The sequence below is a fragment of the Microbacterium sp. ARD31 genome, assembly GCF_031844425.1.
This window is the reverse complement of sequence record NZ_JAUZVE010000005.1, coordinates 204459-221971: the sequence shown is the minus strand read 5'-3', so window position 1 is coordinate 221971 and position 17513 is coordinate 204459. Positions and strand designations below refer to the sequence as shown.

13 protein-coding genes are annotated in these 17513 nt (G+C 70.3%); 6 read left to right on the top strand and 7 right to left on the bottom strand.

What is annotated here, in order from left to right; genetic code table 11:
• Nucleotides 1-8 precede the first annotated feature (8 nt).
• Genes Q9S36_RS16655 through Q9S36_RS16630 form a run of 6 tightly spaced genes read right to left on the bottom strand, consistent with a single transcriptional unit; the run spans nt 9 to nt 7432 of the window.
• Nucleotides 9-2654 carry a Tat pathway signal sequence domain protein gene (locus Q9S36_RS16655; RefSeq protein WP_311286084.1) on the bottom strand — a complete coding sequence of 882 codons (2646 nt, stop codon included), beginning with the start codon at nt 2652-2654 and terminating at the stop codon, nt 9-11.
• Complete coding sequence (locus Q9S36_RS16650) at nt 2651-3298, bottom strand: DUF1961 family protein (protein ID WP_311286083.1); 648 nt, start codon at nt 3296-3298, stop codon at nt 2651-2653. The genes Q9S36_RS16655 and Q9S36_RS16650 overlap by 4 nt, the downstream gene beginning before the upstream one ends.
• Nucleotides 3295-4176 (bottom strand): carbohydrate ABC transporter permease, encoded by an 882-nt coding sequence (locus Q9S36_RS16645; RefSeq protein ID WP_311286082.1) that lies wholly within the window; start codon nt 4174-4176, stop codon nt 3295-3297. Before Q9S36_RS16645 ends, Q9S36_RS16650 begins: the two co-directional genes overlap by 4 nt.
• On the bottom strand, nt 4176-5150 hold the full coding sequence (locus tag Q9S36_RS16640; protein ID WP_311286081.1) for an ABC transporter permease subunit: 975 nt from the start codon (nt 5148-5150) through the stop codon (nt 4176-4178). Before Q9S36_RS16640 ends, Q9S36_RS16645 begins: the two co-directional genes overlap by 1 nt.
• A 58-nt stretch (nt 5151-5208) precedes the next feature.
• Nucleotides 5209-6735: an extracellular solute-binding protein gene (locus Q9S36_RS16635; RefSeq protein WP_311286080.1), complete on the bottom strand. Its 1527-nt coding sequence runs from the start codon at nt 6733-6735 to the stop codon at nt 5209-5211.
• Nucleotides 6736-6766: 31 nt separating this feature from the next.
• The gene (locus Q9S36_RS16630) at nt 6767-7432 is read right to left on the bottom strand and encodes a DUF624 domain-containing protein (protein WP_311286079.1); all 666 of its coding nucleotides are present in this window, start codon (nt 7430-7432) and stop codon (nt 6767-6769) included.
• 336 nt (nt 7433-7768) lie between these two features.
• Here Q9S36_RS16630 and Q9S36_RS16625 point away from each other — a divergent pair, with 336 nt between their 5' ends.
• The 6 genes from Q9S36_RS16625 (at nt 7769) to Q9S36_RS16600 (ending at nt 16486) form a co-directional block, all read left to right on the top strand.
• Nucleotides 7769-9061, top strand: coding sequence for an extracellular solute-binding protein (locus Q9S36_RS16625; RefSeq protein ID WP_311286078.1), 1293 nt, complete (start codon nt 7769-7771; stop codon nt 9059-9061).
• Nucleotides 9062-9153: 92 nt separating this feature from the next.
• Complete coding sequence (locus Q9S36_RS16620) at nt 9154-10152, top strand: sugar ABC transporter permease (protein WP_311286077.1); 999 nt, start codon at nt 9154-9156, stop codon at nt 10150-10152.
• The gene (locus tag Q9S36_RS16615) at nt 10149-11084 is read left to right on the top strand and encodes a carbohydrate ABC transporter permease (RefSeq protein ID WP_311286076.1); all 936 of its coding nucleotides are present in this window, start codon (nt 10149-10151) and stop codon (nt 11082-11084) included. The genes Q9S36_RS16620 and Q9S36_RS16615 overlap by 4 nt, the downstream gene beginning before the upstream one ends.
• A 24-nt stretch (nt 11085-11108) precedes the next feature.
• The gene (locus tag Q9S36_RS16610; protein ID WP_311286075.1) at nt 11109-11762 is read left to right on the top strand and encodes a DUF624 domain-containing protein; all 654 of its coding nucleotides are present in this window, start codon (nt 11109-11111) and stop codon (nt 11760-11762) included.
• Nucleotides 11763-11819: 57 nt separating this feature from the next.
• Nucleotides 11820-13907 carry a beta-galactosidase gene (locus Q9S36_RS16605; RefSeq protein WP_311286074.1) on the top strand — a complete coding sequence of 696 codons (2088 nt, stop codon included), beginning with the start codon at nt 11820-11822 and terminating at the stop codon, nt 13905-13907.
• Nucleotides 13904-16486, top strand: a complete 2583-nt coding sequence (locus tag Q9S36_RS16600) for a glycosyl hydrolase (protein WP_311286073.1) — start codon at nt 13904-13906, stop codon at nt 16484-16486. Before Q9S36_RS16605 ends, Q9S36_RS16600 begins: the two co-directional genes overlap by 4 nt.
• 49 nt (nt 16487-16535) lie before the next feature.
• On the opposite strand, the gene Q9S36_RS16595 is transcribed toward Q9S36_RS16600, so the two are convergent.
• Nucleotides 16536-17513, bottom strand: a complete 978-nt coding sequence (locus Q9S36_RS16595) for a LacI family DNA-binding transcriptional regulator (RefSeq protein WP_311286177.1) — start codon at nt 17511-17513, stop codon at nt 16536-16538.

Genomic DNA, 17513 nt, shown 5'->3' with positions numbered 1-17513 from the left:
CGCTCGGGCTACTCCTCGGGGAGGTGCGCGCCGATGAGGGCCAGGTTCTGGATCGCGGCGAGGCCGTACTGCGCGGCGTCGTTCGTCGACACACTCGGGGCCTCGTCGACGGGACGCAGCACCTCGGGACCCTCGATGCGACGGATGACGAGGTCGCGCCGATGCACCAGCCACTCGCCGATCCCCTCGAACGCCTCCCACGCGCGGGCGGCGAGCGCGTCGTCGCCCGTCGCGGCGGCGGCGTAGGCGGTCAGGCGGCTGTGCGCCTGCTCGAGATGGATGCCGGTGAGCGCAGCCCCGACGGCGGCGGCCTGTTCCTGGGGAGTTGAAAGATAGAGCCGGCAGTAGTGGACCCACGCGTCCCGGAACCCCGGGACGTCGACGAGCGAGATCAGCTCGCTGCACACCTCGACGAGCCCGAACACGGCGCTCAGGTGCGAGACGGAGATCTGGTCGCGCGCGGTGTCGAAGCGGCCGGTTTCGATGTCGTAGAGGGCCTCGCCGGTGAGGAAGCCGTGCGGGAGGGCCGCGATGTCGGCCATCGTCCCCAGCAGCCGGTCCCGGGACCGCTCGTTGCCGGTGCGCTCCCAGTCCGCGAGCCACGTCGCGGCCAGCGCGCCCCAGTCCGTTCCCAGCCCCACGGCCAGCGCGCCCCGGTCGGGGCGGTAGGTCGCGGCATCCGGCCGGACCTTGCGCGTGGGATCGGTGTCGAGGAACCGCTCGTCGCTGTCGCGCAGCTCGGTGAGGAGGTCGCCGATCCGCTCGTCTGCGGTGAGATAGTGCAGGAACCGGCGGTAGATCGGGCTCGAGATCCGCAGCTGCTTCGCACTGCATCCCCAGTGCTGCACGTTGTGCCGTGACCCCAGCCCCTTCCACCGCCCGAGGTGGTAGACGTCGACCTCGCCGGTGTGGCGGGTCATCGCCTCGGCGAGACGGAAGACGTCGGCGCGGCCGGTGCGCAGATAGGAGTACCACAGCCACAGGTCCGGCGAGAGCTCGCTGTTGTCCCAGGCGTAGCCGCCCACGTCGTAGCGCCATACGTGCCGGTCGGGATCGTAGGCGTGCATGACGTCGCCGTAGTTCCAGAATCCGTACCACCGCCGCTGGTCGACCTGGCCGAGGTAGAAGCCCAGCAGCACGTCGATGCTGTCCTCGATCTCGCCGCGCACGGGAGTCGAGCGGTCGGCGGGTGCCCAGTCGCCGAACACGCCCACGGCGTGCAGGTGCTCGGGGGTCGGCTGCAGCAGCGGGGGTCGCTGCAGCTGGGCGACCTCGTCGGCCGCCCGCTCGATCGCCGGCGTCGCGTCGTACGCGAACAGGGTGAGCTCGTGCGTGCGGGCGATCCCGTGGGCGTCGCCGAACCCGGGCTCGTAGTCCTCGTACGTGATCTCGAGACCCTCGAGCTGGGTCGCGAAATCGTCCTGTCCGAGACCGTCGTGGTAGAACCGCACGTCCATCGGCTGCGCCTCGGGCGCGTACAGCCACGCGGTCACCTCGGCCGAGGTCCCCGCCATCCCCCTGACGTCGAGCTGGCCGGGGTGCGACTGCCAGAACGATCGGATGCCGATGCCCAGGCCTCCCTCGGGGTCGCTGATCGCCGCATATCCTTCGGCTCGGGTGCCGGCGGCGGCGTCGATCCACGCGTGGCCGGGCGCGGTGCGCTTGCGGATGCCGAAGCCGTCGGCGCTGAGCTGGGTGAGCGTGACGTCGCCCCACGCGGGGATGAGGTCGAGCCGGCCGGACACCTCGGGGTTCCACTGGTCGAGCGGCGGGGTCCGCTCGCCGCGGATCTGCGCCGCCCGCACCTCGGGCCCCGGGTCACGGCGGAGCCCCGTGAGGCCGCGCACCGCCTCGGCGAAGAATCCGCCGTCGGCGCCGGCGAGGCGCACGTGCCGGTCGTGCAGCGCGGCGCGCAGCGGAACGTCGGCCCGCAGGCCGTAGCCCGCGAGGAAGTCCGTGTCGGCATCGCCGTCCCAGACCATCGTGTGGACGAGCCGCACCGCGTGGGAACCGGCCATCGCGACCGCACGCACGGTGAAGGGCAGCCACTGCCGGTCGCCGCCCTCGGCACGGTGCACGCCGTCGATGCGCACGACCGCACGCACCGGTCCGCGCTGCTCCACCTCGACTCCGGTGACGCGCGAGCGGAACGCGGTGCGCGTCAGTGTGCCGTCGCCCTCGGGCATCCCGTCCTGCAGCAGGCTCACCAGGCGCACGTTCTCGGCGACGACGCGCGCACCGCGCGACAGTCGGCGGACCAGCACGTCGACGTCGCGTCCGGCACCGGGCAGCTCGAACTCCAGCCGCGCGGCACCGGTGTCGACGACCACCCCGTCGTCCGTCTCGTCGACGCGCACGCCCGACTCGGGGACGGGTACGTGGGATGCGGCATCCGCGACGATCTCGTAGTCACCGGGCGACGCGGTGGCGCCCAGGGCGGCGCCCGCCCATTTCAGCGTCCCGTCCGGCCAGGTGGCCAGCGGCCAGAACTGTCCCGCCGCGGCCGCGCCTCCGACCGGGCGCAGCCGCAGATCGGCGGCCGAGGTCACGGCGCCGCGCGGCAGGGGCACGCCCCACGTGGCACCGGCCGGCAGGTCGGCGGGCGGTGCGTCGTCGAGCCACCGCAGCGGAACGGTGACGGAGGGATCGGTCATAGCGAATGCACCTCGAGATTGCGGTAGGCGGCGGTCAGCGGAGACATCTGGCGGAACCCGAGGCGGCCGCCGCGGACGTGCGGGCCGGTCGACTCGTCGTCGGTCCAGGCGAACAGGGGCAGCCCGTCGATCGAGAAGGCGACGCGGGCGCCGTCCTTCACGACCTCGACGCGGTAGAACGCCTCGCGGGAATCGACGACCGGGGGCAGCGGGTCGGCGCCCTGGGCCACCAGGTGGAAGCCGGGCGACTTGCGCAGGTTGCAGGTGTGGAAGGCGCGCTCGTCCTCCCAGCGACGGCGGAAGTACGACACGTGGAGCGTGCGGATGTCGCCCGAGTGGTACTGCGGGTACGCGCCCGTCCGCGGGACCAGCCCGGGGTCGAAGATCCCCCCGCCGGCGGCCGCGGACGCCGCGAAGAAGAGCATCGCCAGGCCGGGCTCCTGCCGTGGCGAGAACTCCCACGAGATGCGGATGCCGTCGCCGAACTCCTCGGGACACCACAGCGTCCAGTGGTCGTCGAATCCGCCCGCGCTCGAGAGCAGCAGCCCGTCCCCGGCGGCGCGGGCGGCCACCGGGCCCTCGGCGATCCAGTCGGAGATGTCGGCCGGGTCGCGGAGAGGGTTGCGGTACAGCAGGCTCGTCATCCCTTCACCGAGCCGATCAGCATCCCCTTCGCGAAGTGCCTCTGCAGGAAGGGGTAGAACAGCACGATCGGCAGGGTCGCGACGATGATGACGGCGAACTTGATCCCCTGCGCGGGCGGCAGCTGGGTCGGGTCCTGCTCGACCACCGACAGGTCGGTCGCGACCGTCACCTGGCGCAGGAACATCTGCAGCGTCCACATCGAGCTGTCGTTGAGATACAGCAGCGGCGACATGAAGTCGTTCCAGATGCCGACGGCGTAGAAGAGGGCGAACGTCGCCAGCACGGGCTTGGACAGCGGCAGGATGATGCTCCACAGCGTCTGCAGCTCGTTGGCGCCGTCGATCTTCGCGGACTCCTCCAGCTCGCCGGGCAGCTGCTGGAAGAAGTTCTTGATGATGATCAGGCTGAACGGGTTGATCGCCATCGGGAGGATGAGCGCCCAGTAGTTGTTCAGCAGGCCCAGGTCCTTCACGACCAGGAACGTCGGGATCATGCCACCCGAGAACACCATGGTGAACACGATGAGCGAGAGGATGATCCGTCCTCCCGGCAGGTTCGCCTTGCTCAGCGGGTAGGCCATCGTGGCCGTCAGCATGAGCTGCACCAGGGTCCCGACCGCCGTGACGGCGATCGTGGTGATCATGGCGCGGACGAACGCGGGGCTGGTGAAGATCGACTCGTACGCGCGCAGCGAGAACGTCTCGGGCCAGAGGAAGAACGATCGCGTCGCCAGCTCCGCCTCGGTGGCGAACGAGCCCGCGAGGACGTAGACGAAGGGCACCAGCGCGACGACGGCGACCGCGATCATGAGCGCGACGTTGAAGACGTCGAAGACGCGTCCCGCCGGGGTGTTGAAGCGGTACTTCTCGCGAGCCATCAGAAGATTCCCGTCTGGTTGAACCGCCGCGCCAGCCAGTTGGCGCCGAAGATGAGCACGACGCCCACGACGGCCTTGAAGAGGCCGACGGCGGTGCTGTAGCTGTAGCTGCCCTGGGTGATGCCCATGAAGTAGACGTACGTGTCGAACACGTCGGCCACCGAGCGGTTGAGCGAGTTGGTCATGAGGTAGATCTGCTCGAAGCCGGTGTTGAGCACCTGCCCCATCTGCAGCACGAGCATGACGACGACGGTCGGCATGATCGAGGGAAGGGTGATGTGCCACACGCGCTGGAACCGGCCCGCCCCGTCGATGATGGCCGCCTCGTACTGGGCCTGGTCGACGCCGGCCAGGGCTGCGAGGAAGATGATCGTCCCCCAGCCGGTGTTCTTCCAGATGTCCTGCAGCACGATGATGGGCCGGAACCACGCGGGGTCGGCGAGGAAGTTCACGTCTGTGCCCAGCATCCCGTTGATCAGCTGGAACAGGGGCCCGATGTCGAGGGCGAACAGCAGGTAGGTGAGCGAGGCCACCACCGTCCACGACAGGAAGTGCGGGATGTAGATGAGCGTCTGGACGGTGCGCTTGAGCACCATGAGGCGCATCTCGTTCAGCAGCAGGGCCACGATGATCGTCAGCGGGAACGCGATGAGCAGGCTCAGCAGCGCGAGGATCAGCGTGTTGGCCAGCAGCCGCGGGAAGTCCGGGCTGGCGAAGAAGTCCTCGAAGTGGCGGAAGCCCACCCACGGGCTGTCGGCGATGCCGAGGAAGGGGACGTAGTCCTTGAACGCGATCACCGCGCCGAACATCGGCCAGTAGCGGAAGAGGACGAAGTAGATGATCCCCGGGATCAGCAGCAGGTACAGCCACTTGAACTGGGTGAAGTGCACGCGCACGCCGCGTCGGCGTCGCGCCCGCTTCTCGACGGTGATCGTCTCGGTCGCCGTCACGGCGTTGTCGAGCGTGGTGGTCATGGGATGCCTCTCGATGAGACCGGGGCGACGATGAGGTCACCGTCGCCCCGGTCGTCGATCAGGAGTCGGCGCCGGCCAGCTCGTTGATCTCGGTGATCACCTGGTCGCCGCCGCTGGAGCGCCACAGCTCCACGGCGTCCTGAAGCCCCGCGAGGTCGAGCTGCCCCGCGATGTACTGGATGCGGGCATCCGAGACGATCGTGTCGAGCTGAGCGCCCTTCGACACGTACGTGGGAGACACGTACGGGGCCGACGGGTCGAACTCGGCCGACTCCAGGTCGGACGCCTCGATCGCCTTGCGCTTGTCGTACATCTCCTGCTCGTACTCGGAGGGCTGCTTGGGCAGGTAGCCCTGGAATCCGGTGACGTTCATCCCGAGCTGGGCGAAGCTCATGACCGTGTCCTTGAGGGTCTGCGGCGCGTCGTCGACGGCGACCGCGAGGTCGCCCTCGAGCGTGTAGGTCTCACCCTCGATGCCGTTGTTGAGCATGGGTCCGACCTCTTCGGAGTTGAGGTCGTTGAGCACCTCGAGCACGGCCCGCAGCTCGGCCTCGGTGCGCACCTTGGCCTTGGGCACGGCGAGGAAGCCGCTGTAGCCGGTGGTGGGAAGCGCGTGGAGCTCACCGTCGGGGCCGACGAGGTTGCCGGTGACGTCGACGTAGTCCTGGAAGTCCTCGGGGTCGGACTCCTTGAACAGGCTCATCAGCACACCGGCGCGCGAGTGCACGTCGAGGATGATGCCGCCCTTGCCGTTGAGGAAGGGCTCGTTCCAGTTGGCGGAGTCGAACGTGGCGAAGTCGGGGTTCACGACGCCGTCCTCGACGAGCTCACGCTCGAACTGGACCGCCTCGAGCCACTCGTCGGTGGTGAAGTTCGGCACGAGCTCGCCGTCCCGCTCGGTCCAGCGGTTGCCGGCGCCGTACCAGGTCTCGATCGCGTCCCAGGGGCTGTTCGTCCCGATGGTGCCCGGCCACTTCGGCACGATGATGCCGTACGTGTCGTCCTGGCCGTTGCCGTCGGGGTCGTCCTCGGTGAAGGCGGTCGCGACCTCGCGCAGCTCTTCGGTCGTGGTCGGCATCTCAAGGCCGAGGTTCTGCAGCCAGTCCTTGCGGATGATGACCGCCTCGCGCATCACGTCGCGGGCGCGGAAGATCCCGTACACCTTGCCGTTGACGCTGGAGGCCTGCTGCACCTCGGGGAAGGTGGTGTCGAGGTTCGGGTAGTCGCCGAGGTAGTCGGTGAGATCCCAGAACGCACCCGCTTCGGCGTTGCGCACGAAGCCCGGGTCCTTGCCCTGGATCACCATGACGTGCGGCAGGTCGTCGCCCGCCAGGGTGATGTTGACCTTGTCGCCGTAGGACGAGTTGGGCACCCACGTGATGTCGAGGTCGACGCCGATCTCCTCTTCGATGGCGACCTCGAGATCGTTGCCGTCCTCGGGGGCATTGGTCACGAGGTAGGGGGCCATGATCTCGACGCTGTCGAGCTCGGCGGCTTCCTCACCGCCGCCCGCGGAACACCCCGCGAGGGCGAGGGCGGCGACGGTGGCCACGCCGATTCCGGTGATCTTCCTGCTGTGCTTCATGAGGAGCTCCTTCGTTCCGTGTGTCGTGCGATCAGGTGGTGGGTACGGGGGCGGCCGCCTCGGCGAGCCGTCGGTCGTTGGCGGCGAAGAACGCCACGCAGAGGGTTGTGCTCGCGGTGATCCAGGCACCGAGCGAGACGAACGGGATGAGGCCGGGGAGCAGCAGGCTCGCGGTGACCACCACGACGGCCGCCAGCACCAGCAGCGAGATGTGAGGGAGGTTGCCGAGGGTGAATCGACTGGCCGTCACGAGGTAGGCCGTCCGGGGCAGGTCGTAGTGGGCGAACATCGACACCGCGACCGTCGTGATCGCCGCGGCGAGACACGAGGCCCCGATCATCACCACGGCGATGGGCGTGCCGAGTGCGCCGGCCTGCGCCACGGAGAGGATGCCGAACCCCAGCATCCCCGTGATGGCGAAAGCGGGCCCCAGCGCGACATTGGCCGCGACGAACTCGCGGCGCCACGCACGCGCGAAGCTCCGCAGTGCCGGGAACGCCTCGCCGCGCAGGCGACGCCGGGTGAGCTCGGCTGCGGCGGCGGAAGCCGGTGCGACACCGAGGACGACGCCGCCGAGAAGGGCGAACCCGTACCAGAGGGCGTTGACCGTGATGATCCACGTCACCCACTCGAAGGCGCCGTGAAGCCGAACGGCCCAGCCGGTGCCGGGCGCGCCCCCCGTCGTGCTCGTGCTCATTCGATCTCCGTCGATGGAACGTGTGGCACCGCATTCGGTGCCGGGAATACGTTTTCCGAAGAACCGTAGCCCGAGTATTGAAACGAGTCAACCCGGGACGTGCGGATCTCACCGAACCCTCACGCCGGCCACCGAGGCCGTTATCGGATCGTGTCCGGGCAGGCAGAAGAAGTAGTTGCGAAACGTTTTTTCACCCGGTACCGTTGCGGGCAAGCGCTTTCCAGTACCCGGAGACTCACGCAGTCCTCCCTACACAGGACGCGCCTGCACCGCACCAACGGACAACGAACGTCGCGAGCGGAAGAATCGAACGCAGACGTTCAGGAGAGGACAAGGATGTTCAGCAAGAAGCGGACTTTCGCCGCCGTCGCACTCGCGACCGGCGCAGCCGTCGCTTTGGCCGGATGCGCCGGAGGCGGCGCTGAGCCGGCCGGCACGCTCGACCCCGAAGAGGAAGTCAGCCTGGATCTGGCGTTCTGGGGCAACGACGTGCGCGCCGAGCTCTACAACGAAGCCGTCGCGGCGTTCGAGGAGGAATACCCGAACATCTCGGTGAGCACCACCTTCCTGGGCTTCCCCGAGTTCTGGGAGAAGCGTCAGACCGAGGCGGCGGGCGGCAACCTGCCCGACGTGATGCAGTTCGACTACTCGTACCTGCGCCAGTACTCCGAGAACGGGCTGCTGCTCGAGCTCGACCCGTTCCTGGGCGGCATCATCGAGACCGACCCGCTGCCGCAGAACATCCTCGACATCGGCGTGGTCGCGGACGCAACCTACGGAATCCCGACCTCCACCAACGCGTGGGGCCTGTTCACCAACCCCGTCCTGCTCGAAGAAGCAGGCGTCGAAGAGTTCGCCGGCGGGTCGTGGGAGGACTACACCGACTGGATGAGCGAGATCACCGACGCCGCGGGCGGCGAGTTCTGGGGCGGCGGCGACTACACCGGCCGTATCCAGAACTTCGAGCTGCAGCTGCGCTCCGAGGGCTCGTACCTCTTCAGCGAGGACGGCGAGCCCGGCTTCGACGAGGCGCGCCTGACCGAGTTCTGGGAGTCGGGCCAGCCCATCCGCGACGGCATCGGCATCCCGCAGCAGACCGCTGAGGAGCTCGCCCCGCTGGGCGCCTTCGACACGGCCAACACCGCCAGCGAGCTGACCTGGGACAACTTCGGCGCCGGCTACCTCGGCAACCTGGGCGAGGGTTACACCGAGCTCGGCCTGGTCGCCCCGCCCGTCACCGTCGAGGGTGCGCAGGACCTGTACCTGAAGCCGTCGATGCTGCACGCGATCGCCGCGAACACCGAGCACCCCGAGGCCGCCGCCACCCTGGTGAACTTCCTGGTGAACTCGCCCGAGTCCGGTGAGATCTTCGGCACGAACCGTGGCCTGCCGGCTTCGGAGACCGCGCTCGAGGCCGCCGAGCTCGACCCGCTGAGCCAGCAGGTGCGCGACTACGAGGCGTCGATCGCCGACCGTCTGGGCGACGCCCCGCCGGTGCCGATCGTCGGCTACGGCACGCTCGAGGAGAAGTTCCGTCAGCTCGGCGTCGAGCTGAACTTCGGGACGATCACGGTGGAAGAGGCTGTCTCGCAGTTCTTCACCGAGATGGACGTCGTCCTCAACTCGTAATCCTTCCGGGGGCGCGGATGCTGCGGCTGCGCGCCCCCGGACCCCACGCCCCTCCGGGGTCGACCCGAGAACCTTCCGATCTGGAGAACAACGTGAGCACGACAGCCACGAGAGTGATCGTCACCGGCGAGAAGTCCTCGCGCGGAGGCCTGCTGCGCAAGTCCCGACCCGAGGCCGGCGGCGAGCGTCCGGGCCTCAAGCAGCGGGCGCGTCGGGAGACCCTCGCGGGGTACGGGTTCCTGGTTCCGTGGCTGGTGGGGTTCTTCGGGTTGACGATCATCCCGATGGTGTACTCGCTGTACCTGTCGTTCACCCGGTACAACATCTTCCAGCCGCCGCGGTGGGTGGGGCTGGACAACTACGTGCGGTTGTTCACGAACGACCCGAACTTCATCCAGTCCGCCCAGATCACCCTGGTGTACGTGCTGGTGGGGACGCCGATCACCCTGGCCGCTGCCCTCGGTGTGGCGATGCTGCTGAACTACCGCGACAAGGGTGCGGGGTTCTTCCGGTCGGCGTTCTACGCCCCGTCGCTGATCGGCGGGTCGGTGAGTGTGGCGATCGTGTGGCGGGCGATGTTCGCCGGCGACGGCCCCGTCGACACCTCGCTGTCCTTCTTCGGCATCGACCTCGGCGGGTGGATCGGCAACCCCGACCTGGTGCTGCCGGCCATGATCATCCTCGCGGTGTGGCAGTTCGGGGCGACCATGGTCATCTTCCTCGCCGGCCTGAAGCAGATCCCCAAGGAACTCTACGAAGCGGCCGAGATGGACGGCGCGAACGCGTTGCACCGCTTCCGTGCGGTGACCCTGCCGATGCTGTCCCCGGTGATCTTCTTCAACCTGCTGCTGGGCCTGATCGGCGCGTTCCAGGTCTTCGCCTCGGCATACATCATCAGCAACGGCTCGGGCGGCCCGGCCGGGATGACCAACTTCATCACCCTCTACCTCTACAAGCGCGGCTTCGCCGACGGGCAGATGGGCTACGCCGCCGCGATCGCGTGGGTGCTGCTGGTCGTCGTCGCCATCATCGCCTTCATCCTCTTCCGCACCCAGCGCAACTGGGTGCACTACTCCGGAGACAACCGATGAGCACTTCCAACGCCGCGACGACCTCGGCCGCCGCATCGACCCCCGTGTTCGCCGCCCAGCAGACCACCCCGGTCCCGCCCACCAAGCGCAAGGTCAAGCGCAAGACCTGGCAGACCGCGATCTGGCTGGTCGCGCTGATCGCGATCACCGCGATCGTGCTCTACCCCCTGGTGTGGCTGCTGTTCTCCACCTTCAAGCCCAACGCCGAGTTCGGGCAGAACCCCGGCATCATCCCGGACAACCCCACCATCGACAACTACCTCAAAGTCGCCGAGGGCATCGCCGGCGTGCCGATGTGGAAGTTCTTCTGGAACAGCTTCGTCCTGGCGGCCCTCGCCGTCATCGGCACCGTGCTCTCCTCAGCGCTGGCCGCGTACGCCTTCGCCCGCATCCAGTTCAAGGGCCTGGCGATCTTCTTCGCCGCGATGATCGGCACCCTGCTGCTGCCCTTCCACGTCGTGATCATCCCCCAGTACATCCTGTTCAACAACCTCGGCCTCGTCGACACCTTCTGGCCCCTCGTCCTGCCGAAGTTCCTCGCCACCGAAGCGTTCTTCGTGTTCCTCCTCGTCCAGTTCATGCGGCAGATGCCCCGCGACATGGATGAAGCCGCCCGCATCGACGGCGCCGGACACATCCGCATCTTCTGGGCCATCATCCTGCCCCTGATCAAACCCGCCCTCATCACCTGCGCGATCTTCGCGTTCATCTGGTCCTGGAACGACTTCCTCGGCCCCCTCCTCTACCTCACCAGCCCCGAGAACTACCCCCTCCCCATCGCCCTCCGCCTCTATAACGACCAAACATCCACCAGCGACTACGGCGCCACCGTCACCGCGTCCTTCGTCGCCCTCGTCCCCGTCCTGCTCTTCTTCATCGTCTTCCAGCGGTTCCTGGTCGACGGCGTCGCCACCCAGGGCCTCAAGGGCTGACCCCGCCGAGAGCGAGGAACCACGATGGACCGCAAGGAGCACCGCGCCGCACAGCGCGCCGACCGCGACGGGTCTGGACCGACCCTGCAGGAGCGCCCTGCGGAGCGGTTCCCCGGCGCGACGGCGAAGTTCGCCCTCTTCGGCGAGGTGCTCCAGGTCGGTCTGCTGGTGACGCTGGTGTCACTGCCCCTGGTCACCCTGCCCGCGGCGCTGGCGGCCGGCATCCGTCACCTGCGCCGGTACGTGCACGCCGAGGGCTCGCCGCTCTCGGCGTTCTGGGCCGACCTCCGCCGCGCACTGCTCGGCGGTTCGCTGGTCGGTCTCGTGGCGGTCGTCCTCACCGGCATCCTCGTCCTCGACATCGACCTCGCCCGCTCCGGGGCCCTCCCCGGCGGCCCCGCCGTCGAGGTCGTCGGCTGGGTGGGGCTGGCGCTCGTCGGCGTGGCGGTGCTCGCCGCCGCCGGCCGGTGGGACCCCGTCTCCGGCTGGCGCGCCGCAGTGCGGTCCGTCCCCCGCACCGTCGCGGCAGATGTCCCCGGGGCGCTCTACCTCGCCGCCACCGCGGGCTTCGTCGTCGTGGTGACGTGGGTGCTGGTGCCTCTCGTGGTGCCGGCCCTCGGCTGCGCCGCCCTCGCGGTCGTGGCCATCCCGGAGCGTCCGCGTCGCGGCATCCGCTGACCGAGGCCCCTCCCCTTCGACCATCCGATCCTTCGCGACCCCTCAGGAGAAGACTCCGTGCTGTACGGCGCCGACTACAACCCCGACCAGTGGCCGGAGGAGGTGTGGGACGAGGACGTCCGCCTCATGCGCGAAGCCGGCGTCAACATCGTCAGCCTCGGCATCTTCGCGTGGTCGCGGATCCAGCCGCGCGAAGGCGTGTGGGACTTCGCCTGGCTCGACTCCGTGATCGACAAGCTGCACGCCGGCGGGATCGGCGTGAACCTCGCCACCGCGACGGCCTCGCCCCCGCCGTGGGTGAGCGCGAACTATCCCGAGACGCTGCCGGCCGATGAGAGCGGCGCATCGTACTGGCCGGGAAGCCGCCAGCACTTCGCGCCGTCGTCGCCGACGTACCGGCGCCTGGCGGGCGAGCTCGTGCGGCGTCTCGCCGAGCGGTACGTCGGCCACCCGGGCGTGGTGATGTGGCATGTCGGCAACGAGTACGGATGCCATCTGTGGATGGATTTCTCGGATGCCGCGCGCGACGCCTACCGGGACTGGCTGGCCCGCCGCTACGAGCGCATCGAGGTGCTCAACGACGCGTGGGGCACGAGCTTCTGGTCGCAGCGGTACGGATCGTTCGACGAGATCTTCCCGCCACGGCTCGCCCCCTACAGCCACAACCCGTCGTCCATGCTGGACTGGCGCCGCTTCACCAGCGACATGCTGCTGGAGTGCTACCGCATGGAGCGCGAGATCCTGCTCTCGGCCGGTGCGACCCAGCCCATCACCACCAACTTCATGGGGCCGTTCAAACCCGCCGACTACCGCCGGTGGGCGCCCTTCATGGACGTCATCGCCGACGACTGCTATCCCGATCCGACCAACCCGCACCGCGTGCGTGACGCCGCCTTCCAGCGCGACCTCATCCGCTCGCTGAAGCCGGGCACCCCGTGGATCCTCATGGAGCAGGCGACGGATGCCGTGAACTGGCGTCCGTCCAACCCCGGCAAGGCCGCCGGCATGCTGGCCGCCGAGACCGCGCAGTCGATCGGCCGCGGCGCCGACGGCATCATGTTCTTCCAGTGGCGGCAGTCCCGTGCGGGCAGCGAGAAGTTCCACTCGGCGATGCTCCCCCACGCCGGCACCCGGACGAAGACGTGGCACGCGGTGACGGACCTGGGCGCCCAGCTGGCGGGGCTCGGCGAGCTGCCGGCACCCGGCCGCGACGCGCGGGCCGCCCTCGTCTTCGACTGGGAGAACTGGTGGGCCGTCGAAGAGCGGGACCACCCGGTGCAGCTGGACTACCTCGCGATGTCGCTGGAGTGGTACGGGGCACTGCACCGCCGCGGCATCATGGTCGACATCGTGGGTCCCGAAGAGGTGGACGACGGCTACGATCTCGTCCTCGCCCCCGCCCTGTATCTGCTGCCAGACGCCGGCGCCGCCGCGCTCACCGCATTCGTCGAGGGCGGCGGAACGCTGCTCACCGGCCCCTTCACCGACATCGTCGACGAGCACGACCAGTTCCGACCCGGCGGATTCGTCACCCAGCTGGGCGGCGCGCTCGGCATCCGCTTCGAGGACTTCGGCGCGCTGGGCGGCGCCTCGACCGGCGGCATGGGCGTCGGCGCGCAGTCCGCGGGCGTCACGTCCGGCACGGGCGAGACGATCGGCTTCACCGTGGACGGCATCGAGGCGCGGGGCACGCTCGTCGCCGAGGTCGTCGAGCCCGTGGGCGCCGAGGTCCTCGCGACGTTCGCCGAAGGCCGGTCGGCGGGGCACCCCGCCGTCACCCGCCATCGTCACGGCGCAGGCGAGGCCTGGTACGTCGCGACGATGCCCGATCCCGCCGGAGTGGATGCGCTCGTCGGGGCGGTGGTCGCGGCATCCGGAGTCGAGCCCGTCATCGCCGGGCTGCCCGCTCAGGTCGAGGTGGCTCGCCGGGGCGACCTGGTCACCGTCATCAACCACGGCGACCGCGCGGTCGACCTCGAGCTCGACGCCACCGACGTCGAATCCGGCGAGCGCGTGACGCGGCGTACCCTCGAGCCCCAGGGCGTGCTGTTCGCCCGTGTGGCGTCGCCGGGCGCGACGGCGGGTGCGGACTCCGTCACCCGCCCGGGCGCGGCCGTTCCGGCTGACGCTCTCGCCGCGACGTGACGCGCGCCTCGGCTCCGGGTGCGACCGCGGGTCGTTCCCTGATCGAGGCGATGGATGCCGCGGGCCGCAGCACGGCGCCGATGATGCGCTGGTGGTGGTTCGGGCCCGATGTCGTCGCGTCCGAGCTCGACCGGGAGTTGACCGCCATGGCGGATGCCGGGATCGGCGGTGTCGAGGTGGCGGCGGTGTACCCGCTCACGACCACCTCACCGCCCTTCCTGGGCGAGCAGCATCGCCGCGCGCTCCGTTTCGCCGCCGAGCGCGCGGGAGAACTGGGGCTGCGGTTCGATCTGACGCTAGGCAGCGGCTGGCCGTACGGCGGACCGCACATCGACGCGACCGTCGCCGCCCGCCGGTTGGAGTGGGTGGAGCTGTCGGTTCCGGCCGCGGGAGCCCGCACGGCGATCCCCGTCGAGCCGGGCGACGAGCCCGTCGCCGCCTTCGTCGTGAACGAGGGCGATGAGCCTCGGCGCGTGCCGTTGGACGGCGGCGTTGTCGTGCTCGATCCGCACGCGTCCGCCCGGCGCGTCCGCGTCGCGGTCTCGCGGCTCACCGGCCAGCAGGTCAAGCGCGCCTCGGCCGGCGCCGAGGGCCCGGTGCTCGATCACTGCTCGCGCGACGCTCTCGAGCGGCACCTGCGGGCGGTGGGCGAACCTCTCGTCGAAGCCGCCGGTGCGGCCAACATCCACTCGGTGTTCTGCGACAGCCTCGAGGCCTTCCACGCCGACTGGACGCCGGCCCTGCCGGAGGAGTTCCGCACCCGGCGGGGCTACGACCTGCTCGATGAGCTGTGGCTCCTCGACGAGGCGGGGCCGCGCGCCGAGCGGGTCCGCGCCGATCGCCTGCGGACCCTGACCGAACTGGTCGAGGAGAACTTCATCGCCCCGCTCGCGCAGTGGGCGGACGAGCGCGGGCTCCGGCTGCGCATCCAGGCGTACGGCGAGCCTCCCGTCTCGGTGAGCAGCTACCGGCATGCGCACGAGTTCGAGGGCGAGAGCTGGGGATGGGACCGGGTCACGCCCAGCCGCTGGGCGTCGTCCGCGGCGAGCCTGCACCGTCGCCCCGTCGTCTCGGCCGAGACATGGACGTGGGTGCACTCGCCGTCGTTCCGCGCCACGCCGTTGGACCTCGTCGCGGAGGCGCATGATCACCTGCTGTCGGGCATCAACCAGTTCGTCGGTCACGGGTGGCCCTACTCGCCGCCGGACGCCGACGGCCTCGGGTGGTTCTTCTATGCCGCCGGATGCCTGGACGACCGCAACCCGTGGTGGCGCGCGATGCCCGAGCTCACCCGCTATCTGTCGAAGCTGTCGTGGCTGATGCGGCAGGGCCGCCCCTTCCGCCAGGTCGCGCTGTACCTTCCGACCGCCGATGCCGCCTTCGCCAGGACGCAGGACGCCGGCGGCATCGACCTGCTCCGCCGCTGCCGCGCGCACATCGGAGACGCGGTCCCCGCGGCGATCCGCGCGGCCGGCGCCGACTTCGACCTGGTCGACGACACCGCGATGAAGGGACTCGATCCGTCGACGTACCCCGTCGTCGTCCTCCCGCATGTCGGCACCGTCGACGACGATACGGCGGCGTGGCTGCGCGCGGCGATCGCGTCGGGCGCGGATGTGGTCCGCGTGGGCGGCGCGGTCGAGCTGGGACGCGCGCTCGACCCGACCGGTCTCGGCTCCGAACTCGCGCGCCGGGCTCCGCTCGGCGAGCCGCCCGCCGGCGTCGGCGTCGCAGTGCGCGAGACCGGCGGCGTCCGCGTTCACCTCATCGTCAACACCACGCCCCGACGGCTCGGCTGGACCCTCGGCGCGGGTCGCTCGCTGGAGGTGTGGCACCCGGCATCCGGCACGCTGCTGTCGCGGGCGGGAGCCGCGGGCACAACGCGGGTGGTGCTGGAGCCGTTCGACGCGGTGGTGGCGACCACGGTCAGCGGCGCATCCGGGTCGCCCACCCCCGGGTCGCCCGCCCCCGGGTCGCTCGAGCGCCGCGCGGCGGACACCGACGCCGACGCAGGCGGCCCCGCGGTGCCGACGACCACCGACCGGAAGCTCCTCGACGGCCACTGGACCGTCGCGGCCGGAACCGGGCCGGCGCGTGCGATCCGTCTGCCCCACCGCTGGGAGGAGGACGCCGCCCTCCGAAACCACTCCGGTACGGCGGTCTACCAGCGCACGATCGTGCTCGAGCACTCCGCGTGCGCGGTGATCGACTTCGGCGACGGGGTCGATCTGGGCGGCATCCCGTGGGAGGCGTCGGGCCCGTCCTTCCGGGCGGCCTACGCCCCGCCGATCGGCGAGATCGCCGTCGTGGAGGTCGACGGGAACGAAGCGGGTATCGCGTGGCGCCCGCCGTACCGCGTCGACCTCGGCATCCTCAGCGCCGGCGCGCACACCCTGCGGGTCGCCGTGTCGAACACCGCGGCGAGCGCCCTGGCCGCCGACCCGCACGTCGAGGGGCGCGCCCGCGAGGCCGCCCGGTCGTGGGGCGAGCGATTCGTGTTCCAGGACCTCGAGATCGCCACCGCCGACACCTCGTCCGGCATCCTCACCGTCCCCGTCCTCACGCTGCACCGGGCCTGACCGACGCACGGAGGCGGACGGTCACCCTCGTCCTCGAGATGCGGGCCCCTCACCCGCTCCGCACGACCAGCTCGGGCACCACCGCCACAGCCGTCGTCGCCCGCGCTCCCTCCGTGAAAGGGGCGAGCGCCAGCCGCACGGCCTCGGCGCCGACCCGGCGGGCAGGCATCGCGACGGTCGTGACCCGGCCGAGCGACCTGGTCGCAACCGCATCGTCGAAGCCGATCACGGAGACTGCCCCGGACACCCCCTGCGGTCGCTCCCGCAGCACCCGGAGCACATCTAGCACGGCCGCGTCGGTCAGGCTGACGATCGCGGTCGGCGGGGAGCCGACACCCCACAGCCGCGCCGCCTGCTCGTGCGGGCGGGGCGCCGCTGCCGCCCCCGTCCACCCCTCGATGAGCTCGACCGGCGTCACGGACCGCTGCTCGGCCGCCACCCTGCACCCGGCCAGGCGGAGGCGTACGCGCACCGACTGCGCGAGGTCGGCGACGAGGCCGATGCGGACATGCCCGAGCGTGCGCAGGTGGTCTATCGCGAGGAAGCCGCCCGCAGCCTCGGCGGCACCCACCCGCGCGACCGGGTCGGCCGCGGGTTCGATGTCGCCCGCGTTCAGCGTGACGATGACGAGGCGGATGCCGCGTGCTCGCAGCACGGCCTGCGCGCGCGTGCCGGGATCCCCGAACACGATGACCGCCACCGGGGCGCGGCGGAGGCAGCCGCGCAACCAGCGGATATCGCCGTCGCCGTCGGGCCCGCTGATGAGGAGGGTCGTGCATGCGGCAGCCGACAGCGCCCGCTGGATCCCGTCGATCACCTCGACCGCCGAGGCGTCCCGGACCGCGCCGCGGACGACCTCCACCACGTCGGCGCCGCGCGCCCGGGGCCCGCGAACGTAACCGCTCGTCTGCAGCGCGCGCTCCACGCGCGCCCGCGTGCCCGGAGCGACGTCAGCGGCGCCGTTGAGGACCTTCGACGCCGTCGTGATCGACACCCCGACATCCTCCGCGATGCCGGCGAGCGTCAC